Origin of the sequence: Dawidia cretensis, from assembly GCF_018598175.1 — a bacterium.
Classification (GTDB): Bacteria; Bacteroidota; Bacteroidia; order Cytophagales; family Cyclobacteriaceae; genus Ohtaekwangia; species Ohtaekwangia cretensis.
Genome location: NZ_JAHESE010000001.1, coordinates 343179 through 368040 on the forward strand (window position 1 = coordinate 343179; position 24862 = coordinate 368040).

The following is a 24862-nucleotide window of genomic DNA, read 5'->3' on the forward strand; positions in this document are numbered from 1 at the left end:
TAACCCCCTAATATTCTTTTGGCAGAAGCTTTCCCCAATCGGACAAAAAAGACAGCCGCCGTTTAGTAAATTTGGCCTCCTCTTGTCAAATTTAGTAAGGGATAAATCATTAGGTATGAAAAAAGCACTGAAATGGACATTCATCATCATCGGCGGACTTGTCGTGTTGCTCCTGGCGGCAGCCTTCATCGTTCCGATCGTTTTTAAGGACGATATCAAAGCTGCCATTGACAAAGAAATCGCTAAGTCTGTCAACGCCGATGTATTGTTTGACATTGATAAATTCGATCTGACCCTCTTCAAGAACTTTCCTAACATCACCGCGCAAATGCGCGAGTTTGGTGTAATAAACCGTGCGCCGTTCGAGGGAGTACCGCTTTTTGTTGCCGAAGAATTTGAAGTAGAGGTAAACCTGAAAGATATTCTCTTTGGCGACGCGCTGCGGGTAAAGGGTATATCGATCATCAATCCCATCGTGGAGATTCACGTGCTGGCAGACGGCAAAGCCAACTATGATATTGCCGTTCCGTCGACCGACACAACAACAACAACGGAAGAGCCCGGTGGTGACTTTTCATTCGGTATTGACCACTGGGAAATTGTAAACGGCGAAGTGATCTACGACGACAAATCGTTGCCATTCCTGATGACACTGAAAGGCCTGAATCACTCCGGCTCCGGCGACTTTACTCAAGATGTATTCGACCTGCGCACCAAAACTGTAGCCGACACACTTACCATGGAGTACGGCGGCGCAGAATACCTCAGCGACAAACGCGTAGAGATCGACGCTACCATTTCCATCAGCGAGCAATACACCAGGTATACCTTCAAGGAAAACACCGCCAGGCTCAACGACTTTGCCCTGAGCTTCGACGGTTGGTTTAAAATGAACGAAAAGGACTTTGGCATGGACATCAGCTTTAAGAGTCCCGAGACAGAGTTCAAAGACATTCTTTCACTCATTCCAGGCATGTACTCGGAAAGCTTTAAGAACATCGAGACCAAAGGTGAGCTGGCCTTTAACGGCTTCGCCAAAGGTACCTATAGCGAAACCCAGATGCCGGCGTTCAACCTGAACCTGCTCGTCAAAGACGCGATGTTTAAATACCCCGACCTGCCGACACCCGTGAACAACATCAATGTAGACCTGCTGGTAGACAACAAAGACGGCGTGATTGACAACACCATCATCGACCTCAAAAAGCTTCACCTCGACCTGGGCTCGAACCCCATCGATGCAAGAGCCCTGGTGACAAAAATGTACCCCACCAACGTAGACGCTACCGTGTCTGCAAAATTCAACCTGGCCGAGCTGAACAAGATGTTCCCCATGCAAGGCCTGGACATGAAGGGCAGCTATGCGCTGAACGTAAACGCCAAAGGTGTATACGACAGCCTGAAGAAAACCATCCCGGCCATCGACGCAACGATGTCGCTGGCCGACGGCTTTGTGAAATCAGCCGACTTCCCGATGCCCCTCGAAGACCTGAAATTCCTGTCGACGATCAAGAACACCTCTGGCAAAATGGCCGAGACCATCATGACGGTAAAAGACCTGTCGTTGCTCCTCGACGGCGAGCGTTTCAACGCCAACCTGGCACTGGAAAACCTGGACGACTATACCTGGGACATGAACGTTAAAGGCGGTGTAGACCTCGAGAAGATCACGAAGATCTTCCCGCTGGAAGGCATGACACTCGCCGGTAAAGTAAAAGCTGATATCGCAACAAAAGGTAAATACTCCGACGTGCAAGCGTCGAAATACGATCGCCTCCCGACCAGTGGTAGCGCGTCGCTGCAAAACTTTAAATACCTGACAAAAGACCTCCCACCAGTAGGTATCTCGCAGGCTACGATGAGCTTCGACCCGAAACAGATCCAGTTGCAAAACCTCAAAGGCACGATCGGTAAAAGCGATTTTGCCGTTACAGGTTCTGTGTTGAATTACATCGCATATGTCTTTAGTGAAAATGCCACCATCAAAGGTGTCGTAAACTTCAACTCGACGTTGTTCGACCTGAACGAGTTCATGACCGAATCAGAAACGACTACGACCACCACGGATACTGCCGCACTCAGTGTCATTCCGGTGCCGCAGAACATCGACTTTGTGTTGAAGTCAGACATCAAAACGGTGAAGCTCATGAACTTTACCATGACCAATGCCAGTGGCGACATAGTCGTGAAAGACGGTGTGGCCAACATGAGCGGCCTGAAGTTCAACATGCTGGGTGGTGGCTTCGTCGTAAACGGTACCTATAATACCAAAGACCTGGCCCACCCCAAGTATGACATGGTGTTGAACATCAACAACGTATCGATGAAGGAAGCCTCTAGCGCGTCGTCACTCGTGACTACCTACGCGCCGATTGCCGGCCTGGTCAACGGCAACTTCTCGACCGACTTTAAGCTCAGCGGCGAGCTGCTGCAAGACATGATGCCGAACATGGCAACGGTCTTCGGCGATGGTAACATCAAGATCGCGCAAGCGGCGCTGACCGGCTCTAAGCTCGTGTCGGGCATCACCTCCATCACCAAACTGAACGATACCGACCAGGTAACACTGAAAGACGTACTGATGAAAGCATCCATCAAAAACGGACGCCTGACCGTAGAACCATTCGACGTGAAGTTCGGTACCTATAAAACGGTCGTGGCCGGCAGCACAGGCCTGGACGGCTCGCTCGACTATACCCTGAAGATGGATGTACCCGCCGGCAAGCTGGGTACACAATTCAACAGCCTGGTGTCGAAATATAGCGGCACCAAGTCCGATCCGAATGCGCCTATACCCGTAACGATCGGTGTGGGGGGTAACTACGCCAACCCGTCGACCAAGCTGGTCATGGACGATCAGAAACAGCAAGTGAAGGACGCTGCCACTACCGCAGCGAAAGAAGAAGGGACCAAGGCCCTGGAGAAAGCTGTAAAAGGCACCGAAGCTGAAAAAGTGATCGGCAAACTGTTAGGCAAAGACACCGCCAAAACAACAGCTAAAGCCGATACCACCAAGACGACCACGCAGGAAAAACAAGTGGAAGATGCCAAGAGCCTCATCAAAGGCCTTCTGAAGAAGAAAAAGAACTAGCACATACCGCTAAAGATCTGGAAAGGCCATCTTTTTAAGATGGCCTTTCTGCTTTTCGGACGCCGGCTAGAAGGGGGTTCTCCTAGTCTTGAGCTAGTCTTAAGCTAGACTTAAGCTAGTGTTAAGCTAGTGTTAAGCTAGTCCTATAAGGACTAGGACATGACCCGGACATCTCACTCATATCTCATAAGCCAGTCAGGAACGCAGGGGCTGTGCATCGCCTGAAACAAGCAAGCTAAGCCAACAAAAAAGCCGCATCAAATAATGAAGCGGCCTTTTACACCCGGCAATATGCCAGGCTTATGATCTCTTAATGATTAGCTCGCAGTGAGCTGAATTTCTTCGCCTTCCTTGTTCAGGAATTTAAATTCTGTCACGGCCATAGAGGAGTCCATGACGATGTTCACCCAGCGCTTGTACTTGAAGTACCAACGCATGCGCTGAGAGATAATGCCCTTGGTAAAATAGGCGTGCAAATAAGGATGCAGGGCCAATACCAGGTCTTTTTCATTTTGCTTCACCAGCAAGTGCTCGACGTTCTTCTCGATGAGGTCGGACACCAGGATAGAGGCGGTAATTTTACCAGTACCGTTACAGGTAGGGCAAACCTCTTTGGTGGCAATATTCATCTGCGGACGCACACGCTCGCGTGTGATCTGCATCAGACCAAACTTAGACAAGGGTAACACAGTCGACTTGGCTTTATCATCGGCCATCTCATCCTTCATGATCTTCTGGATGAGCTTCTTGTTATCGATATTGCGCATATCGATAAAGTCGATCACGATGATACCTCCCATATCGCGGAGTCTCAGCTGGCGGGCGATCTCCTTGGCGGCTTCTATATTGACAGAAAGCGCAGTGGTCTCCTGGTTCTCTTCGCGGTTGGATTTGTTACCGCTGTTGACGTCGATGACGTGGAGTGCTTCGGTATGCTCGATGATCAGGTACCCGCCGCCTTTGAGGCTGACAGTCGTCCCAAAGGCCGACTTGATCTGTTTTTCGATACCGTAGTGCTCGAATATCTTGGCCTTGCCTGTATAAAGCTTTACGATTTTTTCCTTGTCGGGAGCGATCGTGTGTACATAGGCTTTGACCTCTTCGAAGATCTTTTTATCGTCGACATGCAAGTTGTCAAAAGACTCGTTTAGCATGTCGCGCAACAGAGAGGATGTCTTATTGATTTCGCCGATTACCTTATCGCGGGGTTGTGCTGTCACGAGGCGTTCCATGCCTTCTTCCCAGGTTTTCACCATGTTGCGCAGGTCACGGTCGAGCTCAGCCACCTCGCGGCCTTCGGCCACGGTGCGGATGATCACACCAAATTTTTCCGGCTTGATGGATTGGATCAGGCGAAGCAGGCGCTTACGCTCCTCGTTGGAGGTTATTTTCTTCGATACACTGACAGCGTTGGAAAAAGGTACCAACACCAGGTAACGACCGGCTAAGGATAACTCACAGGATAATCGGGGGCCCTTTGTTGAGATTGGCTCTTTAACAACCTGTACAGGAATTAATTGACCCTTGGTAAGCTGTTGGGTTATTTTCCCGTGCTTATCAATGTCCTGTTCCAGGTTGAATTTGTCGAGCTTGGCGCCGTTGATTTTCTTGGCCCGGACCAGCTTGGTAAACTTTGAAAGTGAACTGAACTGCGGACCCAGGTCGAGGTAATGCAAAAAGGCATCTTTATCGTAGCCGACATCTATAAATGCTGCATTCAGGCCCTGCACTACTTTCTTGACAGAACCTAAATAAATGTCGCCTACTGTAAATTTGCTGCCTTCTTCCTCGTTATGGAATTCAACCAGCGTCTTGTCTTTAAGAAGGGCTATACGACATCCGTTCTGAGTGGCACTAATGATTAGTTCATTACTCAAAACAAGAAATTGTTAAATAAAAAAATGATGTGTATAGACACACTGCTTCACTTCTGCGAAGCAGTGCTAATCGGTGGCCCGATTATTTCTTCTTATGTCTGTTTTTTCTAAGACGCTTCTTACGCTTGTGCGTGGCCATCTTATGCTTCTTTCTTTTCTTTCCGCTTGGCATAGTAATGCTTTAAATGGTGCTATTATTTCAAATCCTTCAGATAAGAATCTACCGTCGCTTGTACGGCTGGATCCTTGTCCATTTCTTTTACGCGTTCAAATTGTTTTTTCGCCCGCTGGTTGTCTCCAGTATTCATCAACGCAATGCCAAGCAGTAATTGACCTTGTGTGTGATTGGGATTTACCTTCAACAGCTCTTCCAGCCGCTCCACGGCTTTCTCGTGCTGTCCGGATTGAATGGAAAGCATCCCCATGTTATAGAGGGCTAACTCATTCTTAGGATCTTCTGCCAATACCTCCCGCAGCAACATAATGCCCTGCATGGGGTTTGTCGAGCTTAAGTAGGTCATGGCCAGTTTTGTTTTTACATCCAGGTTCTTGGGATTTTCATCCAACACCTTTTTGTAAAGCTCCTGTGCCTTCCCTGCCAGCCGATTTTGTTTGGCTTCTTCCGTCGCAAAACCGAAGGCCTGGTAGTAATCATCACCAGCTTCGATCCAGCTTCCCGTCGTGTTAAAGAACTTCGCTGCTTCTTCAGAAAACCACGCCGCACTGTCAAATTTGCCAGCAATTCGGTATAGGCCCGCCAAAGAGTCGGCAAAGATAGCATTTTTTTCCTTTTCCGAGCCTCTTTGATATTGAATGCGCAAAGATGCAATGGATTGAACCACAGCACGGGGTGCGGCGGCATGCACATCGGCATGCTGACCTACAGAATCAGCCCCTTGGGCGCCTGTTGCCACGGTACCGTCATTCTCTACTACTACTTTAGGCAGCAGAAAAAGAGCTATGATGACCGCCACACTGGCGACTATTAAGAATATACGCGTTTTTAGCATGTTTTGGAAGGAATTCCTGGGAACGTCTCAGGAACGAGTCCTGATCTTAGTCGACGTCCTCTTCTTTATATTTCTCCGCCGTATCGGCCAACTGCTTAACTTTCTCGCTGCCTTTGATTTTGCTGACAAAGATTTTTGCAGGCTTAAAGCTGGGAACATAGTGCTCATCGATCACCAGGGCCGTATTTCGCGATATGTTACGGGCAATCTTCTTCTTTCTTTTTTTGTTGATGAAGCTGCCGAAACCCCGGATGTAAATATTGTTACCATTGGCCATGGAATTCTTAACCACGCTGAAGAAAGCTTCCACCGATGCGGTGACATCTGCTTTATCTACTCCGGTCTTTTCAGCAATTTCGTTGATGATGTCTGCTTTGGTCACTGTGTTATATTTTTATGTCGAATTTTTTGGGTTGGCAAATTTATATGCCGCTCGTAGATTTAAAAATGAATATTGAAAAAATCTGATAATCAGGAGGATGGACAAACGATATTTCTCTGATAAAGTCGTTGAATGGTATCAAACGCGTAAACGTAACCTGCCCTGGCGGGATACTCAAGACCCCTATAAAATATGGTTATCCGAGATTATTCTGCAGCAGACGCGGGTCGCCCAGGGACTGCCCTACTACCTCCGGTTCATCGAAAAATTCCCCACCGTCCAGGCCCTGGCCGCCGCCTCTGAACAGGAAGTACTGCGCTTATGGCAAGGATTGGGCTATTATACGCGTGCCAGGAACCTGCACAAATGCGCCAAAGAAGTGGTGGCTCGATTTCAGGGCGTCTTCCCCGACAACTTTCAAACACTTAAGACCCTCCCCGGCATAGGCGATTACACCGCCGCCGCCATTGCGTCTTTTGCGTTTCGCGAATCCGTAGCCGTGGTGGACGGCAATGTGTTCCGCGTGCTCTCTAGAATCTTTGGCATTGATACAGAAATCAACAGTCCGGAAGGAAAAAAGGTTTTTGCGGCACTGGCGAATGAACTGATTAGCGCAAAAAAACCCGACCAGCACAACCAGGCCATCATGGAGTTTGGTGCCTTGTACTGCACACCCGGCAAACCGGAGTGCCCGGAGTGCACCTTCATCGGCACCTGCTTTGCCGCCAAAAACGAGCTGCAAGGCGTATTACCCGTCAAAACCAAGGCAAAAGCAGCACGGCCCCGGTACTTCTATTATTATGTGATTCGCAAAGGGAAGTCGATGCTGATGAAAAAGCGCGACCAAAAAGACATCTGGCACGGGCTGTACGATTTTTATGTGGTCGAAAAAGTAAAACCCGCCAACCCGGTAAAACTGATGGCGCAAGATCCGCTGCTCAAAAAATTCAATCCGGACGACGTCACCGTCTCGAAAAAATACAAACACGTCCTGAGCCATCAGATCATTCACGCCACGTTCATCACATTGGCCGAGCAGAAGTCGCAGGCATCGGGTGCCGATGGGCTAAAATATTATTCTTCCCAAAAAATTTCTGATCTGCCTAAGCCGGTGTTGATTAGTCGGTTCCTGGAAGACTATCAGCTTTTATAGTTGACCCAAGATTGGTATTTTTGTTTACTCCATGCACCACATGATATCGGTTGTACCGCACATCCGTATGGAGGGATGAAAGCTGTAAATAAATAATAACATATATGTCAGGAGTAAACAAAGTAATTTTAGTTGGACGCCTTGGTAAAGATCCCGAAGTACGCAACCTTGAAAACGGTGCGGTAGTAGCAAACTTTAGTATTGCCACCTCTGAAAGTTATAAGGACCGCACGACCGGTGAAAAAAAGGAAATAACAGAATGGCACAACATCGTGCTGTGGCGCGGACTGGCGGAGATCGCACAGAAGTATCTGCACAAAGGCGACATGGTATACATCGAAGGGAAACTGCGCACGCGCTCGTGGGAGAAAGAAGGCGTAACGCGCTACACCACAGAGATCGTCGGTGATAACATGAACATGCTTTCGCCCAAAGGCAACGGTGGCGGTGGTGGCATGGGCGCCGACTACGGTTCGTCGGACCGTCCCACGGGTGACAACATGCGCGTCACGGCACCCGCCGATACCAGCACCGACGACCTCCCGTTCTAATTCGTCACTGAGTACTTTTTACGTGGACGAACCTCCCGGGAATATCGAATTTCTAGATATACTCACCGGCCCCGAGCTGGTGAGTATACTTTTATATAGCGCAGGCTTGTTGGTGCTGCTCCTGTTGGCCATCATGATCACGCTATCAAAGACCGCATTGCTGTCACTGACCACGGACGATATGCTCACGCTTCGTCTGCAGCCCGGCCGCCGCGCATATGCTGCACTGACTTTATTAGAGCGACCCGAATTATTTATCACCACTGTTACGTGGGTGAACACCGCCGTCTGGCTCACCTTTATCGTGTTCCTGGGCAATTATATGACCGCAGCATTGTGGGTAATACCCGTGGTGGCCCTGATCGCTTTTACCAGCGAAACGTTGTTAAAGGTATATGCTGTCAAACACAACATGCGGCTCTCCCTGCGCGCTGCCCCTACCTGGCTCGTATTAACGCGTCTTTGCAAGCCGGGTACCTGGCCCTTGCGCAGATTCCGTTCGTGGATGCAACGCTTACTCCAGCAAGAGAGTAAAGAACCTACAGCCGAAGAACTGGCAGAAGTGCTGGGTCTTTCCATGAAAGGAGACAATGCAGAAGAAGACAACGAAAAAGAAATTCTACGGGGCGCGCTGACATTTACCCGGCTCAGCGTGCGGCATGTTATGATCCCGATCAAAAATGCTTCAGCGGTTAGCAGCCGGCTGACCTTCACACAGCTCCAGAACCACATAGCCCGGGCGCGCTATGCGCGCTTGCCCGTGTATGCCGAAAGCGCCGACAAGGTCGTCGGTATTTTATATGTCAAAGACCTGCTGCCGTTTACACACGAGTCGGTTGACTTTGGCTGGCAGAACCTGATTCGTCCGGCCACCTTTGTGCGGGAGTCAAAAAAAATCGACCTGCTTTTAATAGAACTGCTGGAGAAAGCGATCAAAATGGCCATCGTCACCAACACCGCCGGACGCACCGTGGGGTTAGTAACGCTGCATGACCTGAGTGAAGAAATTGTCGGTGATATTAACAATGAGTTCGATCACGCGGTCGCCTTTTATCGCCGTGTGGACGACCATACCTGTCTGTTTGCCGGCGATGTCTCGATGACGGATCTGTACAAGATGCTGCTGCCGGAGACTGAGCCCATACCGCTGGTGGAACCGGCAAATAAGTCGCTGCACGAGCAACTGCTCGAATGGCACGGTAAAATGCCGGTCTCAGGTGATGTTATCCGTTATGAACAATTTACCTTTACCGTAGAATCACTCGAATACAAGGAGATCAAACAGGTTCGGGTTTACATTCATGAGCGGCAAAAACATTAACATTTTCGGCCTCGGCCTGATCACCGTATTATTCGTCAATTCTTGTACGCGTGAGTATCTTCCCAAGCCTTTGGGCTACAATCGCCTGGAGCTGCCCGAACAGTCGTACATTTCGCTGCCCGACTCACTGCCCTATACGTTCGAATATTCCAAACACGCACGGCTGCTGCCCGACTCCTCGCGCATACGCGAAAAATATTGGGTAGAGATCTACTATCCGATGTTAAAAGCAAACGTGCACGTTACGTACAAGCCATTGCGTCACGACGAAAAGTTATTGAAGGAACTATTGGATGACGCATACACTCTTACAGCGAAACACCAGATCAAAGCATCGGCTATTAACGAAGTTATTACAACAACACCCAGTGGCAAGACGGCCGTCATTGCCGAGTTGGAAGGCGAAGTGCCCAGCCAATTTCAATTTACCGTTACCGACTCCGTTGACAACTTCATGCGCGGAGCACTATACTTCAACACCCGAGTCGCCAACGACTCGCTCGCACCGGCCATCGACTACATGAAAAAAGATATCATGCACATGATTAATACACTCGTATGGAAAAAACCGGCATCATCGTTATGAAAAAAATACAAGCATTCTTGTTTTGTATCCTCACGGTTGCCGGCGTGCAAGCACAGGATCTCTTCAACAAAAAAGACCTTACGGGCTGGGATGTGTACGGCACGGAGAAATGGTATGTTGAAAATGGCGAGCTTATTTGCGAAAGCGGCCCCGACAAACAATACGGCTACCTGGCAACGCAAAAAGAATATAAGAACTTTGAGTTGACGGTCGAATTCAAGCAGGAATCAAACGGTAACAGCGGAATATTCTTTCATTCATCGATCGAAGGCACGCGCGTAACTGGCTGGCAAGCAGAAGTAGCGCCGGCCGGCAAACACACCGGCGGCATCTATGAGTCGTATGGGCGCGGTTGGCTGATTCAGCCCGATGCACAGGCTGAAAAGCTCTTAAAAGAAGGCCAATGGAATAAGATGGTCGTCCGTGTAGAGAACGACCAGGTGACAACCCACCTGAACGGGCATCCGGTGATTATTTTAAAGGACGACAAAATAGGCGCCAGCAGCGGCAAAATAGCCCTGCAAATCCACGACGGCGGCGGCGTGAAGGTACGGTGGCGCAAGGTGCACCTGAAGGCGCTGTAAAAAAGCTACCGCTGCTTTTCTTGCAGGCTGCGCGAATAGCTTAAAATGTTCTGCACCGTAGCGGGCGAGGGTTGGAGGTCGGCAGTGTCGATCTCGTCCATCATGCTACGCAATTCATTGAACAACGACTTGAGCTCGTTGTCGCACAGCAGTGCACGGTCAATTTCCTGGCTCTCCTCCTCCGTAATCTCTTGGTATAGGTACCTCACCAGGTCGGTTTGCGTAAAAGTTTTTATCATAGGCTCTGTTATTGATCATCTTCTTACGCAGGTTTATCAACGCATACCGCATACGGCCCAGAGCAGTGTTAATGCTCACTCCGGTGCGGCCGGCGATCTCCTGAAAGCTCATCTGTAGGTAGTGACGCATAATCAACACCTGTTTTTGTTCCTTCGGCAAGTCCTTAATGTAATCCCGGAGTTTCATCCGCGTATCACGACGGATAGTTTGATCCTCCATGGACTTTTCCGCGAACTTCAACGAATCGAATACGCGGCTTCCATCCTCCAGTACTATCTCCGGGTAGCGTTTGTCTTTTCTGAAATGGTCGATTGCCAGGTTATGGGCAATGCGACTGATCCATGGCAGGAATTTCCCCTCCTCGTTATACCGTCCACTACGGATGGTATTGATCGCTTTCACGAAAGTCTCCTGCAACAAGTCTTCTGCAGTGTAGCGGTCTTTTACAATTAAGTAAATAGCCGTGTAGAGCTTCGATTTGTGGCGGTGCAAGAGCATCTCAAAAGCCTTCTCGTTACCGTTACGATAGAGCGACACTAACTGGCTGTCGCTGAATCTGCTGTCAATCATTCTGTCTCATTTAGGTAACGTAGAGATCTCTGTCGATATTGTAGGGGTTAGATTTAGAATTAGTTGGAATTAGAATGAAAAGATAGATGGTTTCCCGTAAAAGCGCAAAAAAATTTCTAAAAATTCTTGCCTCTCATACTATTTCTTTAGCTATTTGCTCGAAGATTTGGTCACCGTAAAGTATGGCAGTTAGTAAGAAAAAAGTTATCAAAAGCCTTGAAAATCTTTCAGAAGATTTGAAGGATTTAATTCATGAGCAATATCCGAACGGATACGAAGCGAGCATCACCCGCATCACCAATGCGAAGAAAGAGCCTATCTTCGTATTTCCGCTGGAAACTGAGGATTCTACCTACCTGATCAAAGTGCCCGTCACGAAGAACAGTGAAGGTGAATACGATGTCGAATCATCCAAAACGGAAAAAGAATTCGATAATTCTGACGATGCCGGCAGCGACTTCAACAACAATGAAGACGACTTCGAGAGCAGCAGCGGCGCCAGCAATGACGACGACTATGACGAAGAAGGTGGCGGCAAACGACGGGAAGCCAGCTACGATCCTGATTTTGATGCCTGATCGGCTGATTAAAAAATATTGCACAAAGACCGGAACACCATCCCCACGGATGGTGTTTGTTTTTTGGATAGATTGATTACTTTGACACCTTAAAGACGAAACTTTGAGCCAGGCACTGACTGCAACCGAAAAACAAATCGAAGACCTCGACCCCCGCGAATACATCATTATCAAACGTGCACGGGTAAACAACCTCAAGAATCTTAGCGTCGCCATTCCCCGCAACAAGTTGGTGGTCATTACAGGCCTTTCCGGCTCCGGAAAATCATCGCTTGCGTTTGACACCCTCTTCGCCGAAGGACAGCGTATGTACGTAGAAAGCCTCAGCTCATACGCACGCCAGTTCCTGGGCCGGATGGAAAAACCCGAAGTGGATTACATCAAGGGCGTTTCACCTGCCATTGCCATTGAGCAAAAGGTCAACACCCGCAACCCCCGGTCCACTGTCGGCACCTCCACCGAAATTTACGACTACCTCAAGCTGCTGTTCGCCCGCATCGGCAAAACCTATTCGCCCGTGAGCGGCAAAGAGGTGAAGCGCGACACGGTCAGCACCGCCGTGGATTATATCAACGGCCTGCCCCAGGGCACCCGTGTCATGGTTGCCTGCCCACTGCTGATCAAAAAAGGACGGAAGCTTCACGACGAGCTCAATCTGCTGCTCAGCAAAGGCTTTGCCCGCATATTGGTAGACGGCGAGATGAAATTCATTGAAGAGGTTCTTACGCCCCCAGTACCAGAAGGCAAGAAAAAAGCACCCGCCAAGGCGGCTAAGATTACGGGCGAGATTGAAATTCTGATCGACCGCGCCAGCGTACAGCCGGATGACGAAGACACCACGTTCCGCCTGTCCGACTCCGTGCAAACAGCCTTTTTTGAAGGCGAAGGCGACTGCATTATCTATGCAGAGGGATCGAAAAAAACGCACTTCTCCGACCGCTTTGAACTGGACGGCATGACCTTCACCGAGCCGTCAATCAACTTCTTTAGCTTCAACAACCCCTACGGTGCCTGTCAGACCTGCGAAGGGTTTGGCAAAGTGCTCGGCATTGACGAAGACCTGGTTGTTCCCGACAAATCACTGTCGGTGTACGAAGGTGCCATTGCCCCATGGCGAAGTGAAACGATGGGCGAATGGCAAAAGCCGCTGGTCAAAAATGGCATCAAGTTCGACTTCCCCATTCACCGTCCCTACAACGAGCTCACAAAAGCACAGCAAGAAGTGTTGTGGAATGGCAACAGTCACTTCTCGGGCATTCACGAATTCTTCCGCTACCTGGAGTCGAAAACACACAAGATTCAATATCGCGTGCTACTGTCGCGTTACCGCGGCCGCACCAACTGCCCCGACTGCAAAGGCACACGCCTGCGGAAAGATGCACAATACGTGCGGATTGCTGACACATCCATTACAGACATCGTGCTGCTACCGATTGAAGACGCACTGGTCTTCTTCAACAACCTGAAACTGCCGGTACACGACCAAAAGGTTTCAGATCGCATCCTGACTGAAATAAAATCACGCCTGGAATATCTGACGAAGGTCGGCCTGGGATACTTAAACCTGAACCGGATCACCTCTACATTGTCTGGTGGTGAATACCAACGCATCAAGCTGGCGACGTCATTAGGTAGCGCGCTGGTGGGCTCGATGTACATACTCGACGAACCCAGCATCGGTCTGCATCCCAAAGACACCGATCGCATGATCCAGGTACTAAAAACCCTACGCGACCTGGGCAACACGGTGATCGTTGTAGAGCACGAAGAAGAGATTATGCGCGCAGCCGACCAGATCATCGACATCGGTCCCGACGCAGGAAGCCACGGCGGCGAGCTCGTCTTCCAGGGCACGTTAAAAGATCTCAATGGCAAAGTGCGCTCACATACAACGGACTACCTCTCCGGCCGCGAAGAAATTGCGACGCCCAAAATGCGTCGCAAATGGAAAGACTCCGTAACGGTTTTTGGCGCGCGTGAAAACAATCTCAAGAACCTGACGGTGAAATTCCCGCTGGCGGCATTGACCGTCGTTACTGGTGTAAGCGGCTCGGGAAAATCTACCCTGATCAAAAAGATCTTGTACCCCGTGCTGGGTCGTTTGAGTGGCTCCGTATCAGAAACACCGGGCAAATACGATAAGATCGAAGGCGAGTTTAGCAAGATCACGCAGGTGGAATTTGTGGATCAAAACCCCATTGGCAAGTCGTCGCGGTCGAACCCGATCAGCTACGTAAAAGCCTACGACGCCATCCGTAATTTGTTTGCGGAGCAAGCGCTCTCCAAACAACGCGCCTACAAGCCCGCGCATTTTTCCTTTAACGTAGAGGGCGGGCGCTGCGACACCTGCGAGGGTGAAGGCGAGATTCGGGTAGAAATGCAGTTCATGGCCGACATCTTCCTGAAATGCGAAAGCTGCCACGGCAAACGCTTCAAGCAAGAAGTCCTGGAAGTGGAATACAATGGCAAGAACATTGCCGACATCCTGGATATGACGGTGGAAGATGCTCTGACATTCTTCCAGGACAAGAAAGCCGTCCATGACAAGATCTTTCCGCTATTTGATGTAGGCTTGGGGTATGTCAAGCTGGGTCAGTCTTCCAACTCGTTGAGTGGGGGTGAAGCACAACGCGTGAAGCTTGCGTCCTTCCTGGGCAAGAACTCGACCGAAGGTCACATCCTCTTCATCTTTGATGAGCCGACTACCGGCTTACACTTCCACGACATTGCCAAGCTGCTGAAAGCGATCAACGCCCTGGTAGACATTGGCCATAGCGTTATCGTCATTGAGCACAACCTTGAAGTCATCAAATGCGCGGACTGGATCATTGATCTGGGCCCGGAAGGTGGCGAAAAGAAAGGAGGCACCCTGATGTTTGAAGGCACACCAGAGGACATGGTGAAAAAAGGAAAGGGCTTTACCGCTGATTTTCTTCGCGAGAAGCTTAAATAGCCATCAGGGCCAAGCCAACAGACCGGAGTAAAGACCTATGACAATAGCGACAACGATGCCCACAATCAGTAAGATCTTCTTTTTCATGAATGTATGCGGAAGGGTTTGCATCTGAAGACACAACAAGTGTCTGGAAAGTTGTAGGCAGTGTGAGATATCTTTTCACTTTCTTTCGGCCAACGTCCCCATATACCCCACACTACGGTGTATTAACGTCTCACATAAACACGGCCACCAGGTCTGTTCGTATCGAGGTACGTATTGAAATCATCGTCATAGTACTCGTCTACTTCCACACGGGTAGCGTGGTGTACATCTACGTGACGCATGGCCACCGGTAAACCCGCGCTTACGTTCCAGTTTCTGCCGCCAAACGATATATATACCTGGCGTTGGTAATCATAATATACGTTATAGTCCTGGTAGTAGACATACCGCACCGGGCGGGGATGGTGATAAACAACACGACGCTCGACCGGCGCATGGTGATGGTGATGGACGACGCGCACCTCGTGGCCGCAGTGACGGTTGTGATGGTGCACAGGGTGCTTGTCGTGATGATGATGCTCACCATGATGATGGCCGCCACGATTACCTTGTGCATATACGCCTACACTGGAACCGGCCAACAACGCTATCGATGCTGCGCGTAAAAAGATCGTCGTTTTCATAAGTACTCGTTTTTAATCTCGGAGGTAAACCCCTTGACCCTACAAATGCAAACGCAGTGCCAGTTGTAAAACATGTTGGATCGGGCCTGAGCACCAAGCCATTACAAGCCTAACGGCGATCTTTTTTTTCCTTGCTCAGGTCACCCAGGATGCTGTTGATCAGGGAAAGTAGAAGGCTAAACGCAAGCGCCCACCAAAAACCATCGACGCGAAAGCCGGGTGTCAGGAAGTCTACCAGCTGGATCATGAGCGCATTGATCACCAACAGAAAAAGCCCCAGTGTAAAGACAGTGACAGGTATTGTGAACACAACCAGAATGGGTTTTACGATAGCGTTCACCAGCGCCAGCACGACGGCGACCAGCAGCGCGTACCCATAATGATCTACGTGCACACCTGGCAACAGGTACGCACCAATTAAAACTGCCAGTCCGCTCAACAAAAAACCGATGATTCCGTTCATTTTAGGGCTTCAAAAATTTGGTTGAAGTTCTGCTTTTACCTTTAGATGTCAAACTCTAAATTTGAACATGTACGCGATTGTTGACATCGAAACGACGGGAGGATTTGCGGCGAGTCATCGCATTACCGAGATCGCGATTTATCACCACGACGGCATTCGCATTACGGACAGCTACCGGTCACTGGTAAACCCGGGCCGCGAAATTCCATACTATATCACAGGCCTTACCGGCATCACCACAGAAATGGTGATGGATGCGCCTTCGTTTGAAGAAATTGCCGAAGAGGTGTTCGCGAAACTCGACGGACGCGTATTTATCGCACACAATGCGCACTTCGACTATTCATTCATCAAACAGGAATTTGAGATGGTCGGTGTGAACTGGCAACCACGCAAACTGTGCACCGTGCGCTTGAGTCGTAAGATCGTACCGGGATTGCGCTCGTACAGTTTAGGTAGCCTGGCCGAAAGCCTCGGCATACAAATTGAAAACCGCCACCGCGCAGACGGCGACGCACATGCCACCGTGAAGATCTTTCACGAGCTGCTGGAGCGCGATCGTGAAGGCCATATCCTAAAGGCGCTTAAGAAAAATTCAGGCGAAACCATTTTGCCGCCCAACCTGCCAAAAGAAGAGTTTGACAAATTACCATCGCTACCGGGTGTATATTATTTTCTGAACGCACGCGGACAAGTGATCTATGTCGGCAAAGCCATCAACATCAAGAAACGTATTGCCGGACACTTTTCCGGCGACGCCCGTGAGTGGAGCCGCTCGAAGATCCGGAACGAAATACACCATGTTACCTTCGAGCTTACCGGCAACGAATTGATTGCCCTCATTCTGGAGTCGCAGGAAATTCGCCGCCTGTGGCCAAAGTATAACCAGGCACAAAAACAGAAAGTAGAAGAGTGGGGCCTTTTCAGCTACGAAGATCGCAACGGATACCTTCGATTTACAGCAAACATTATTACCAAAGGCACTTTTCCGCTGATCCGTTTTGGCAACAAAAGCGACGCCTGGAATTTTCTGTGGGAGAAAGTACGCGAATTTGAGCTCTGCCCCAAGCTTTCCGGACTACAGATCGCAAAGGGACTCTGCTTCGCCCATCAGACAGGCGAATGTCGCGGTGCCTGCGAAGGAGTCGAAGGTGCAGCAGACTATAACAATCGCTTAACGCAAGCCGTTGTATCCTTTAAAGCTTCAGGCAGCAGCGTAGCACTTATTGGCAGAGGTCGCAATATAGAAGAACAGTCGCTTGTGCTGGTAGACAAAGGTGTGTATTGTGGCTTTGGCTATTTCGGCCGCGACGTAGCCATCACTGATTTTGAATCCGCGCGCACCTACGTACGGGTAAGCCCCGAAACACCGATTGTACAAAACGTTGTTAATTCGTACCTCTCCAATCCGCGAGACGTTGAATTGGTTGTTTTTTAAAGGAAAAATGCGCGACAATCCGACGCAAGGGTTAAGTTTGCAGCAGTCAACTAACCCAACATGACAACAAAAGAATTTATTACCGCCAACAAGGATAGATTTCTCTCCGAGCTATTCGACTGGCTACGCATTCCTTCTGTCAGTGCCGACAGCAAACACAAGCAAGACGTACGAAAAGCGGCCGAGTTTTTAAAAGAAAAATTCACAGCCGCGGGCGTAGACAACGTGGAGATCAACGAAACAAAGGGTCACCCCATTGTATACGCCGAAAAACTGATAGACCCCTCGTTGCCAACGGTACTGGTGTACGGCCACTACGATGTGCAGCCGCCCGACCCGCTCAACCTGTGGGATACACCCCCCTTTGAACCGGTCATCCGCAACGAAAAGATCTACGCGCGCGGCGCCTGCGACGACAAAGGTCAGGTATACATGCACGTGAAAGCCTTCGAGGCCATGATGAAACTGAACCTGCTGCCATGCAACATCAAGTTTATGGTAGAAGGCGAAGAAGAAGTTGGTTCCGACAACCTCGGCGACTTTGTAAAAGCAAACAAAGCCAAGCTCAAGTCCGACGTCATCCTGATCTCCGACACAGCCCTCATCTCCCTGGAGCACCCCTCCATCACAACCGGCCTGCGCGGCCTGAGCTACATGGAGGTGGAAGTAACCGGCCCCAACCGCGACCTGCACTCGGGTGTGTATGGCGGTGCCGTTGCCAACCCCATCAACGTGCTCTGCAACATGATCGACTCGTTGCACGACAAAGACGGCAAGGTGACCATTCCCGGCTTCTACGATAAAGTTGCCGAGCTCACCGCAGCCGAACGCACAGACCTCAATAAAGCGCCGTTCAGCCTGGACGACTACAAAAAGGAATTGGGCATCGACGAGATCAAAGGCGAAAAAGGATATACCACACTCGAGCGCACCGGCGTAAGACCCACATTGGATGTCAATGGCATCTGGGGCGGCTACACCGGTGAAGGGGCTAAGACTGTGTTGCCGTCAAAGGCAAGCGCCAAGATTTCCATGCGACTGGTACCAAATCAGGTCAGCGCCGAAATTACGGAGCTCTTCACAAACCACTTCAAAGCAATCGCTCCACCGTACGTAAAGGTTAAAGTAATGGCACATCACGGCGGCGAGCCCGCGGTAACGCCTACAAACTCGGACGCATACCGTGCCGCAAGCAAAGCTTTTGAAGAAGTATTTGGTAAGAGTCCCATCCCGACACGCGATGGTGGAAGTATCCCGATCGTGGCACTGTTCAAAAAAGAGCTGGGACTTGATACAGTATTGATGGGATTCGGACTCGACACCGATGCACTGCATTCACCCAATGAACACTATGGAGTGAACAACTTCCTGGTAGGGATTGAAACCATTGTGGCGTTCTACAAACACTACGCAAAGAAATAACCCGCAGCAAAGGCTGTAAAAGAAAAGCTCCTCCTTTCTTTCGAAGGGAGGAGCTTTTTGTTTAGGAGAAAACTTGCTTCCGCTCAAACACGCGATTACTTATCCTATTAGCTTCCTCCACGGTCCTATAAAATAGAACCGTCATGCTCCGTTCAGATGTCTCCTCCATATTTCCACCGCACAACATCTGAACCAGCTCACAAGAGAGTTTCTCTCTACCCAACACACACCATTCCCCATCACCGAAACTTTCCGTTTAGTCCCGACCTCTCGGAACCGCCACGCCGTGCCCAGGTGTCTCCGACCGCAAGCCCATCACGCAACACCTGAACTATACCACCTCACGCCTAACTATTTCCATTTTTCCCTGTCTCCTCGCCCCGACATTCAGGACTACGACACTTAAACCATATCACAATCTCTACCATTTCTCATTCTCTTGAAAGAATACACTGTATATCCTTCCGGAATATCCCAATCAAAACAAACTCAAATTCCCACCCTTCCTAAACTTTGTCAGATCGATTGGCGGCATCGTTTTGTCTCCGAAATACTTCTTTTTCGATGCCCGAAACAATTGATGTATAACCTGTGCAAAATTTCCCTCGCCAGTCATACGTCGTCCAAAGTTTGAATCGTTCACTTTGCCGCCATGCATCTCACAGATTTGATGCCACACCTTCTCGAAACGATCTGGAAAATTCTTACGCAACCAGTCTTCAAAGATCTGACCGATCGAACCATTCAGCCGCACGACGGTCATCCCCGCGCTCAATGCACCGTGTTCACTTGCTGCTTTTAGTACCTGCGGAATTTCATGATGATTCAAGCCCGGTATAATGGGTGCATTCATAACCCCGACCGGTATCCCCGCCTTCGCCAATACTTCCACAGTCTTGAGCCGCTTGATCGCGCTTGCCGTACGCGGTTCCATCACACTGCGCAATTTCTCGTCCAGCGTAGTAATAGAAATGTATACATGCACCAGGTTATCTTGCGCCAGATCTTTTAGTAAATCCAAATCGCGTAGTATCAACCCGTTCTTTGTAATCATTCCCAACGGATGGCGGTAGCGCGCAAATACCTTTAACATATTGCGCGTAATTTCCATCTTACGCTCGAGCGGCTGATAACAATCCGTATTACCCGATACACTGATCGGCACAGCCTGCCATGTCGGACTCAACAACATTTTCTCCAACAATTGCGGAGCATTCTTCTTTACAATGATCTTGCTTTCAAAATCAATTCCTGCACTAAAGCCCCAATACTCGTGCGTATTGCGCGCATAACAATAGATACAACCGTGCTCACATCCCTGGTAGGGATTGGTTGAATACATCATGCCCAGATCCGGACTGGTCACCTTGTTCACAATGGTCTTTGACGTCTCAAAGAACACCTGCGTGGTGGGCGCCTCCATCAGCGGCTCGTCCAATCCCTCCACGTGGTCCGTGACATACTGAGCCTTCAGAAATTTATTACCTGTTCTGATTTGTGCACCCCGGCCTTTGAAATACTCGTCATCCATGCTCGTCCTCCTTTCTGATAACCCGTAACCAACACCACATAGTTATCTAATTTAATTAGTATTGTCAACTAATTTCATTAGAATAAATTATCCTGCCCCGCTTTCTCCAATTGCTTATTTTCGCTCAAATTCCTCGGCTTGCTAACGTATCATTCTACTCCCGTCATCCCAATCTACGACGACACGCTGGCCGCCGCCGACGTCACGCTCCACATAAAGCGCGAAGACCTAAACCACCCACACATCTCCGGCAACAAATGGTGGAAGTTAAAATACAACTTGGAAGCCGCACAACAACAAGGACATAACACCGTGCTTACGTTCGGCGGTGCTTACTCGAATCATCTCTACGCTACCGCTGCCGCCGCACATGCACTGGGGCTGAAAAGCATAGGCGTTGTGCGCGGCGAAGAAACTACACCGCTTAATCCCACCCTGGCATTTGCGCAAGCCATGGGCATGCATATGCACTACAGTAGCCGGGAAGAATATCGTCAAAAGACGGAAGAGGGTTTTCTGAAAACACTGCAGAAACAGTTCGGCAAGTTCTATACTATCCCCGAAGGCGGCACCAACGCACTCGCCATAAAAGGCACACGCGAATTTGCAACGACATTCCCCGTCGAGCCTTTCGACTATATATGCCTCGCCGTAGGAACCGGCGGTACAATAGCAGGAATTATACAAGGCGCTGCTTACGGAGAGATCATCGGATTTTCAGCGCTCAAAGGAAGCTTCCTCACAGAGGATGTAACGACGTTACTGAACACCGATCAACCTGCACGCCCTTGGCACATCAATGATCAATACCACATGGGTGGCTATGCAAAAAAGAATGATACGCTGATTGCATTTATAAAAAGCTTCCAGGCTAAACACAACATCCCGCTCGATTTCGTTTATACTGGAAAGATGATATGGGGTATTTATGATCTCGTTCAACAAGGCTACTTCGCGCGCGGCAGCAGAATCCTCGCGATCCACACGGGCGGGCTCCAGGGAAACGGCTAGCGCAATAGCATAAGCACCGCCGCCAGCACTGTCATGGCCTTAATAAACCAACGGTACGTTTTATCTTTTAAATGCTTTACAATGACGATACCAATATATGCGCCCACGGCAATCGCCGGCAGCGCGATGAGATCAAGCAAGATGCTATTCCAGGTAATCGTATGCCAGCTCCATACATGAAAGGGGATCTTAAAACAATTCATGACCATAAAGAACCACGCCGTCGTACCGATGAATGAATTCTTGGGTAGACGCATGGAGAGAAAGTATATTGCCATAACAGAACCGGCCAGGTTTCCCACCATCGACGTAAACCCACCCGTCGTGCCTGCCAATCCAGCAAACCAGGAACTATCCGGAACATCTTCCTTCCGCCCGTACTCCAACCAGATCATGATGATCACCGTCAGAATAATGATCACTGCCATGATCAGCCGGAATACATCGTCAGGTATACTTTTGCCGACAATCGTGCCAAGGATGGTCCCTACTACCGCCCAGGGAAAAAGCTTGCGTAAGTATTTCCACTCGGCATGACGATGATAGTATAACACGCCCAGGATATCCGCCATACAAAGAATAGGTAGCATAATACCGCTGGAAAGCTGACCGCCAAACACCGATGCCAGCAACGGTACCGCCATCATTCCCATACCATGCACGCCTGCCTTGGACATCCCAATAAAGATCGCTACCAGGAAAAATATAAAAAGATCGGCAACCGATAGCTCAAATGAAAAAAGAGAGATCATACCGGGTATGGGCATCAAACATGAAATAAGCTGTTCAGCTCAAGATCGATCTTATTGACGATAAAAGAAAAATCCTCTACACGTTCAACAAAGTCCAGCTCGTTCACATCGATTATTAGTAAACGGCCCGGCTTGTAGTGTTGAATCCAGTTTTCGTAATGTGTGTTGAGATTCTTCAGATAGTCAAGTCGGATGGAATATTCATAATCACGACCCCGCTTTTCGATTTGACGCACCAGCTTGGGAATGTCGGCCCTTAAATAGATCAGCAAATCAGGCGGCTGCACAAACGCGATCATCGACTGAAAGGTGTCCAGGTAGCAGGCATAGTCACGCTCCGACATAAAGCCACTGCGGCGCAGGTTCGCCGCAAATATATAGGCGTCTTCGTAGATGGTGCGGTCTTGTACCGTGATCTTCTCACTGGCGCGTATCCGGGCTACTTGCTTGAAGCGGCTTGTCAGGAAATAGATTTGTACATGAAACGCCCACCGTGGCATATCGCCGTAAAAGTCGCGCAAATAGGGGTTGTCTTCCACTGATTCAAGTAGCGCTTCCCATCCATAGTGTCGTGCGAGTTTTTGGGACAGGGTGGTCTTGCCACACCCGATGTTACCACAAATGGCAATATGCTTCAGTTCCTGCATACAGATCGGTGCCGGCTTACAGCCATTTCTTGCGTTTAAAATACCAAAGGAAGCCGAGCGATGAGAAGATCATCAACGCAATGGCTAGGGGATAGCCGCCAGTCCACCCAAGCTCGGGCATAACTTTAAAGTTCATGCCATAAATGCTCGCAATGAGCGTGGGCGGCATAAACACAACCGTCACCACCGTAAAGATCTTAATGACCGTGTTCTGCTCGATGTTGACAAGACCCAGGAAAGTATTCTGCAAGTATTCGAGACGCTCGGAGCTGAACTGCGCGTGCTGCAGCAGCGAGCCAATATCCTTGATAATTACTTTCAAGCGCTCGTTCTCAATCTTGTTGAATTCCGGGATACGAATGAGTGAGCTTACCACCCGCTGCTTTTCCGTAATGGTTTCGTGTAGCAGCATGGTGTTCTCTTGCAACTGGGCAATGTTCAGCAGCATATCCTCCTTCAGCGACTCGCGGGCAATAAGCTCCTTGCTGATGGCATTGACTCGTCGATTGATGTTTTCGATCAAGTCGGCGTCGCTGTCGATACGACTCTCTAAGATTGTCAGGAAAATATCCAGGCCGTGCTCTTTGGTTTCGGCGTTCATGGACTTCAGCTTGCGTACCGCTTCCGCAAATGTCTTGAGATCGCCCTGGCGATAGGTAAAGAGAATATTCCCCTTTAAAATGAATGTGACGTTCTGCACCGAAAGCTCCACGTCACTGGAGATGAAGCCCAGGTTAATTTCAATGGTTTCTTCCGTTTCGAGAAACCGCGAGCTGCTTTCGATCTCCTGTGCCTCCTGGTGGGTAAAGAACTCGATCTTAAAATTACGCTCCACAAAGACCTTCTCCTGTTGCGACGGAGATTGCAAGTCTATCCAAATGATATTGGACAACTTCATGATCTCCTCGTGCGGCAGATTTTTATGCTGCTCCAGCTTTCCTTGTCGAAGGGTGTATACTCGGATCATAGTCTTCTAAGCAGCGTGCAAGTTAGGGCCATTCTTTTAAATACAAACCATTAATCTGCCGGCATGGCCGCCGTTAAAATAACGTTTCCGGAACTCGTTCCATTTTTGGCACAGGCATTGGGTTTTCAAACGTAAAGTAGTAAATCGTATATCTTATCCTACAACCATGAACCGTAAAGAAGCATTAAAAACCATGGCCGTGGCAGGGATCGGGTCGCTCGCGCTGCCGGCATTCGGATCGTCTGCTCAACCCCTTGAACCCATACCCATGAAAGGAAACATCAACCATTCCGTATGCCAGTGGTGCTACAACGGCATGCCCCTGGAAGACCTTGTCAAAGCCGCGAAAGCCATGGGCATAAAATCGGTCGAGCTCCTCAACGCCGAGCAGTGGCCCATTGCTCTGAAACATGGCCTGACGTGCGCCATGGCCTACGGCAGCCCCATTGGCCTGACAAAAGGATTTAACGACCCTTCGCTGCATGCGCAGCTGCTCAAAGACTACACCCTGAACATTCCCAAAGCAGCCGACGCCGGCCTCAAGAATGTCATTTGTTTTAGCGGCAATCGTAACGGACTGACGGACGAACAGGGACTGGAAAACTGCGCCCGCGGACTCGAGCCTGTACTAAAGCTGGCCGCGAAACACAACATCACACTCTGCATGGAACTGTTGAATAGCAAAGTAGATCACAAGGACTACCAGTGCGACCACACCGAGTGGGGAGTAAAGCTGGCCGAAAAGACCGGCATGGATAACTTCCAGTTACTATACGACATCTACCACATGCAGATCATGGAAGGGGATGTGATTGCCACCATCAATAAACACAAAAAATATATCGGCCACTATCACACGGGTGGGGTACCCGGCCGCCACGAGATAGACGAGTCGCAGGAGTTGTATTACCCGGCCATTATGCGGGCCATTGCCGCCACCGGCTTCAAAGGGTTTGTTGCACAGGAATTCATCCCTGCCAAAGACCCCATGACATCACTAGCCGCTGCCGTAAAGCTCTGCGATATTTAAAGCTGCACAAAGAAAAACAGAGTGAGCATGGTCG

The 24862-nt window shown here is 49.5% G+C and carries 23 protein-coding genes; 12 read left to right on the forward strand and 11 right to left on the reverse strand.

Annotated features, from left to right (window positions below):
* The first annotated feature begins 115 nt into the window (after nucleotides 1-115).
* The gene (locus KK062_RS01465) at nucleotides 116-3091 is read left to right on the forward strand and encodes an AsmA family protein (protein WP_254082453.1); all 2976 of its coding nucleotides are present in this window, start codon (nucleotides 116-118) and stop codon (nucleotides 3089-3091) included.
* Nucleotides 3092-3408: 317 nt separating this feature from the next.
* Here KK062_RS01465 and KK062_RS01470 read toward each other — a convergent pair whose 3' ends face one another.
* The 3 genes from KK062_RS01470 to KK062_RS01480 all read right to left on the reverse strand — a co-directional run bounded on the left by KK062_RS01470 (nucleotide 3409) and on the right by KK062_RS01480 (nucleotide 6360).
* Nucleotides 3409-4968: an Rne/Rng family ribonuclease gene (locus tag KK062_RS01470; protein WP_254082454.1), complete on the reverse strand. Its 1560-nt coding sequence runs from the start codon at nucleotides 4966-4968 to the stop codon at nucleotides 3409-3411.
* A gap of 194 nt (nucleotides 4969-5162) precedes the next feature.
* Complete coding sequence (locus KK062_RS01475; protein ID WP_254082455.1) at nucleotides 5163-5978, reverse strand: tetratricopeptide repeat protein; 816 nt, start codon at nucleotides 5976-5978, stop codon at nucleotides 5163-5165.
* A gap of 46 nt (nucleotides 5979-6024) precedes the next feature.
* Nucleotides 6025-6360 (reverse strand): HU family DNA-binding protein, encoded by a 336-nt coding sequence (locus tag KK062_RS01480; RefSeq protein ID WP_254082456.1) that lies wholly within the window; start codon nucleotides 6358-6360, stop codon nucleotides 6025-6027.
* A 97-nt stretch (nucleotides 6361-6457) separates the two neighbouring features.
* Between KK062_RS01480 and mutY the strand changes: the two genes are divergently transcribed.
* The 5 genes from mutY (at nucleotide 6458) to KK062_RS01505 (ending at nucleotide 10555) form a co-directional block, all read left to right on the forward strand.
* The gene (mutY, locus tag KK062_RS01485) at nucleotides 6458-7513 is read left to right on the forward strand and encodes an A/G-specific adenine glycosylase (RefSeq protein ID WP_254082457.1); all 1056 of its coding nucleotides are present in this window, start codon (nucleotides 6458-6460) and stop codon (nucleotides 7511-7513) included.
* A gap of 104 nt (nucleotides 7514-7617) precedes the next feature.
* Entirely contained in the window at nucleotides 7618-8064 is a 447-nt protein-coding gene (locus KK062_RS01490) for a single-stranded DNA-binding protein (RefSeq protein WP_262899117.1), read from the forward strand.
* Nucleotides 8065-8086: 22 nt separating this feature from the next.
* Nucleotides 8087-9385 carry a CNNM domain-containing protein gene (locus KK062_RS01495; protein ID WP_254082458.1) on the forward strand — a complete coding sequence of 433 codons (1299 nt, stop codon included), beginning with the start codon at nucleotides 8087-8089 and terminating at the stop codon, nucleotides 9383-9385.
* Nucleotides 9366-9971: a gliding motility lipoprotein GldD gene (gene gldD, locus KK062_RS01500; protein WP_254082459.1), complete on the forward strand. Its 606-nt coding sequence runs from the start codon at nucleotides 9366-9368 to the stop codon at nucleotides 9969-9971. Before KK062_RS01495 ends, gldD begins: the two co-directional genes overlap by 20 nt.
* Nucleotides 9968-10555 carry a 3-keto-disaccharide hydrolase gene (locus KK062_RS01505; RefSeq protein WP_254082460.1) on the forward strand — a complete coding sequence of 196 codons (588 nt, stop codon included), beginning with the start codon at nucleotides 9968-9970 and terminating at the stop codon, nucleotides 10553-10555. Before gldD ends, KK062_RS01505 begins: the two co-directional genes overlap by 4 nt.
* Before the next feature lie 5 nt (nucleotides 10556-10560).
* Here KK062_RS01505 and KK062_RS01510 read toward each other — a convergent pair whose 3' ends face one another.
* Together KK062_RS01510 and KK062_RS01515 are read right to left on the reverse strand one after the other, a co-directional pair.
* Nucleotides 10561-10764 (reverse strand): hypothetical protein, encoded by a 204-nt coding sequence (locus KK062_RS01510; protein ID WP_254082461.1) that lies wholly within the window; start codon nucleotides 10762-10764, stop codon nucleotides 10561-10563.
* A complete protein-coding gene (locus tag KK062_RS01515; protein WP_254082462.1) occupies nucleotides 10715-11365 on the reverse strand; it encodes an RNA polymerase sigma factor in 651 nt (216 codons plus the stop codon). Before KK062_RS01515 ends, KK062_RS01510 begins: the two co-directional genes overlap by 50 nt.
* Nucleotides 11366-11547: 182 nt before the next feature.
* On the opposite strand from KK062_RS01515, the gene KK062_RS01520 reads away from it, so the two are divergent.
* On the forward strand, nucleotides 11548-11943 hold the full coding sequence (locus KK062_RS01520) for a hypothetical protein (RefSeq protein ID WP_254082463.1): 396 nt from the start codon (nucleotides 11548-11550) through the stop codon (nucleotides 11941-11943).
* Between the two features lie 103 nt (nucleotides 11944-12046).
* Complete coding sequence (uvrA, locus tag KK062_RS01525) at nucleotides 12047-14896, forward strand: excinuclease ABC subunit UvrA (RefSeq protein WP_254082464.1); 2850 nt, start codon at nucleotides 12047-12049, stop codon at nucleotides 14894-14896.
* A gap of 209 nt (nucleotides 14897-15105) precedes the next feature.
* Here uvrA and KK062_RS01530 read toward each other — a convergent pair whose 3' ends face one another.
* Both KK062_RS01530 and KK062_RS01535 read right to left on the reverse strand, forming a co-directional pair.
* The gene (locus KK062_RS01530; RefSeq protein ID WP_254082465.1) at nucleotides 15106-15567 is read right to left on the reverse strand and encodes a hypothetical protein; all 462 of its coding nucleotides are present in this window, start codon (nucleotides 15565-15567) and stop codon (nucleotides 15106-15108) included.
* 109 nt (nucleotides 15568-15676) lie between these two features.
* Complete coding sequence (locus KK062_RS01535; protein WP_254082466.1) at nucleotides 15677-16030, reverse strand: phage holin family protein; 354 nt, start codon at nucleotides 16028-16030, stop codon at nucleotides 15677-15679.
* A gap of 67 nt (nucleotides 16031-16097) precedes the next feature.
* Between KK062_RS01535 and KK062_RS01540 the strand changes: the two genes are divergently transcribed.
* Together KK062_RS01540 and KK062_RS01545 are read left to right on the forward strand one after the other, a co-directional pair.
* Complete coding sequence (locus KK062_RS01540) at nucleotides 16098-17468, forward strand: exonuclease domain-containing protein (protein WP_254082467.1); 1371 nt, start codon at nucleotides 16098-16100, stop codon at nucleotides 17466-17468.
* A 60-nt stretch (nucleotides 17469-17528) separates the two neighbouring features.
* Nucleotides 17529-18890, forward strand: coding sequence for a dipeptidase (locus tag KK062_RS01545; protein ID WP_254082468.1), 1362 nt, complete (start codon nucleotides 17529-17531; stop codon nucleotides 18888-18890).
* Nucleotides 18891-19368: 478 nt separating this feature from the next.
* On the opposite strand, the gene KK062_RS01550 is transcribed toward KK062_RS01545, so the two are convergent.
* Complete coding sequence (locus KK062_RS01550; protein WP_254082469.1) at nucleotides 19369-20421, reverse strand: PA0069 family radical SAM protein; 1053 nt, start codon at nucleotides 20419-20421, stop codon at nucleotides 19369-19371.
* Between the two features lie 138 nt (nucleotides 20422-20559).
* On the opposite strand from KK062_RS01550, the gene KK062_RS01555 reads away from it, so the two are divergent.
* The gene (locus KK062_RS01555) at nucleotides 20560-21432 is read left to right on the forward strand and encodes a 1-aminocyclopropane-1-carboxylate deaminase/D-cysteine desulfhydrase (RefSeq protein WP_254082470.1); all 873 of its coding nucleotides are present in this window, start codon (nucleotides 20560-20562) and stop codon (nucleotides 21430-21432) included.
* Here KK062_RS01555 and KK062_RS01560 read toward each other — a convergent pair.
* The 3 genes from KK062_RS01560 to corA are packed head-to-tail and all read right to left on the reverse strand — an operon-like array spanning nucleotide 21429 to nucleotide 23798.
* A complete protein-coding gene (locus tag KK062_RS01560; protein WP_254082471.1) occupies nucleotides 21429-22184 on the reverse strand; it encodes a sulfite exporter TauE/SafE family protein in 756 nt (251 codons plus the stop codon). The genes KK062_RS01555 and KK062_RS01560 overlap by 4 nt on opposite strands.
* A 14-nt stretch (nucleotides 22185-22198) precedes the next feature.
* Entirely contained in the window at nucleotides 22199-22831 is a 633-nt protein-coding gene (locus KK062_RS01565) for a deoxynucleoside kinase (protein ID WP_254082472.1), read from the reverse strand.
* Nucleotides 22832-22847: 16 nt separating this feature from the next.
* Nucleotides 22848-23798 carry a magnesium/cobalt transporter CorA gene (gene corA / locus KK062_RS01570; protein WP_254082473.1) on the reverse strand — a complete coding sequence of 317 codons (951 nt, stop codon included), beginning with the start codon at nucleotides 23796-23798 and terminating at the stop codon, nucleotides 22848-22850.
* Between the two features lie 166 nt (nucleotides 23799-23964).
* On the opposite strand from corA, the gene KK062_RS01575 reads away from it, so the two are divergent.
* A complete protein-coding gene (locus KK062_RS01575; protein WP_254082474.1) occupies nucleotides 23965-24828 on the forward strand; it encodes a hydroxypyruvate isomerase family protein in 864 nt (287 codons plus the stop codon).
* Nucleotides 24829-24862: the final 34 nt, after the last annotated feature.

Excerpts from the sequence above, each read along its gene's own strand:
- KK062_RS01465 (WP_254082453.1), top strand. The coding sequence starts at position 116 with ATGAAAAAAGCACTGAAATGGACATTCATCATCATCGGCGGACTTGTC.
- KK062_RS01475 (WP_254082455.1), bottom strand. The coding sequence starts at position 5,978 with ATGCTAAAAACGCGTATATTCTTAATAGTCGCCAGTGTGGCGGTCATC.
- mutY (WP_254082457.1), top strand. The coding sequence starts at position 6,458 with ATGGACAAACGATATTTCTCTGATAAAGTCGTTGAATGGTATCAAACG.
- KK062_RS01490 (WP_262899117.1), top strand. The coding sequence starts at position 7,618 with ATGTCAGGAGTAAACAAAGTAATTTTAGTTGGACGCCTTGGTAAAGAT.
- gldD (WP_254082459.1), top strand. The coding sequence starts at position 9,366 with ATGAGCGGCAAAAACATTAACATTTTCGGCCTCGGCCTGATCACCGTA.
- KK062_RS01505 (WP_254082460.1), top strand. The coding sequence starts at position 9,968 with ATGAAAAAAATACAAGCATTCTTGTTTTGTATCCTCACGGTTGCCGGC.
- KK062_RS01515 (WP_254082462.1), bottom strand. The coding sequence starts at position 11,365 with ATGATTGACAGCAGATTCAGCGACAGCCAGTTAGTGTCGCTCTATCGT.
- KK062_RS01520 (WP_254082463.1), top strand. The coding sequence starts at position 11,548 with ATGGCAGTTAGTAAGAAAAAAGTTATCAAAAGCCTTGAAAATCTTTCA.
- KK062_RS01530 (WP_254082465.1), bottom strand. The coding sequence starts at position 15,567 with ATGAAAACGACGATCTTTTTACGCGCAGCATCGATAGCGTTGTTGGCC.
- KK062_RS01535 (WP_254082466.1), bottom strand. The coding sequence starts at position 16,030 with ATGAACGGAATCATCGGTTTTTTGTTGAGCGGACTGGCAGTTTTAATT.
- KK062_RS01540 (WP_254082467.1), top strand. The coding sequence starts at position 16,098 with ATGTACGCGATTGTTGACATCGAAACGACGGGAGGATTTGCGGCGAGT.
- KK062_RS01545 (WP_254082468.1), top strand. The coding sequence starts at position 17,529 with ATGACAACAAAAGAATTTATTACCGCCAACAAGGATAGATTTCTCTCC.
- KK062_RS01550 (WP_254082469.1), bottom strand. The coding sequence starts at position 20,421 with ATGGATGACGAGTATTTCAAAGGCCGGGGTGCACAAATCAGAACAGGT.
- KK062_RS01560 (WP_254082471.1), bottom strand. The coding sequence starts at position 22,184 with ATGATCTCTCTTTTTTCATTTGAGCTATCGGTTGCCGATCTTTTTATA.
- KK062_RS01565 (WP_254082472.1), bottom strand. The coding sequence starts at position 22,831 with ATGCAGGAACTGAAGCATATTGCCATTTGTGGTAACATCGGGTGTGGC.
- corA (WP_254082473.1), bottom strand. The coding sequence starts at position 23,798 with ATGATCCGAGTATACACCCTTCGACAAGGAAAGCTGGAGCAGCATAAA.
- KK062_RS01575 (WP_254082474.1), top strand. The coding sequence starts at position 23,965 with ATGAACCGTAAAGAAGCATTAAAAACCATGGCCGTGGCAGGGATCGGG.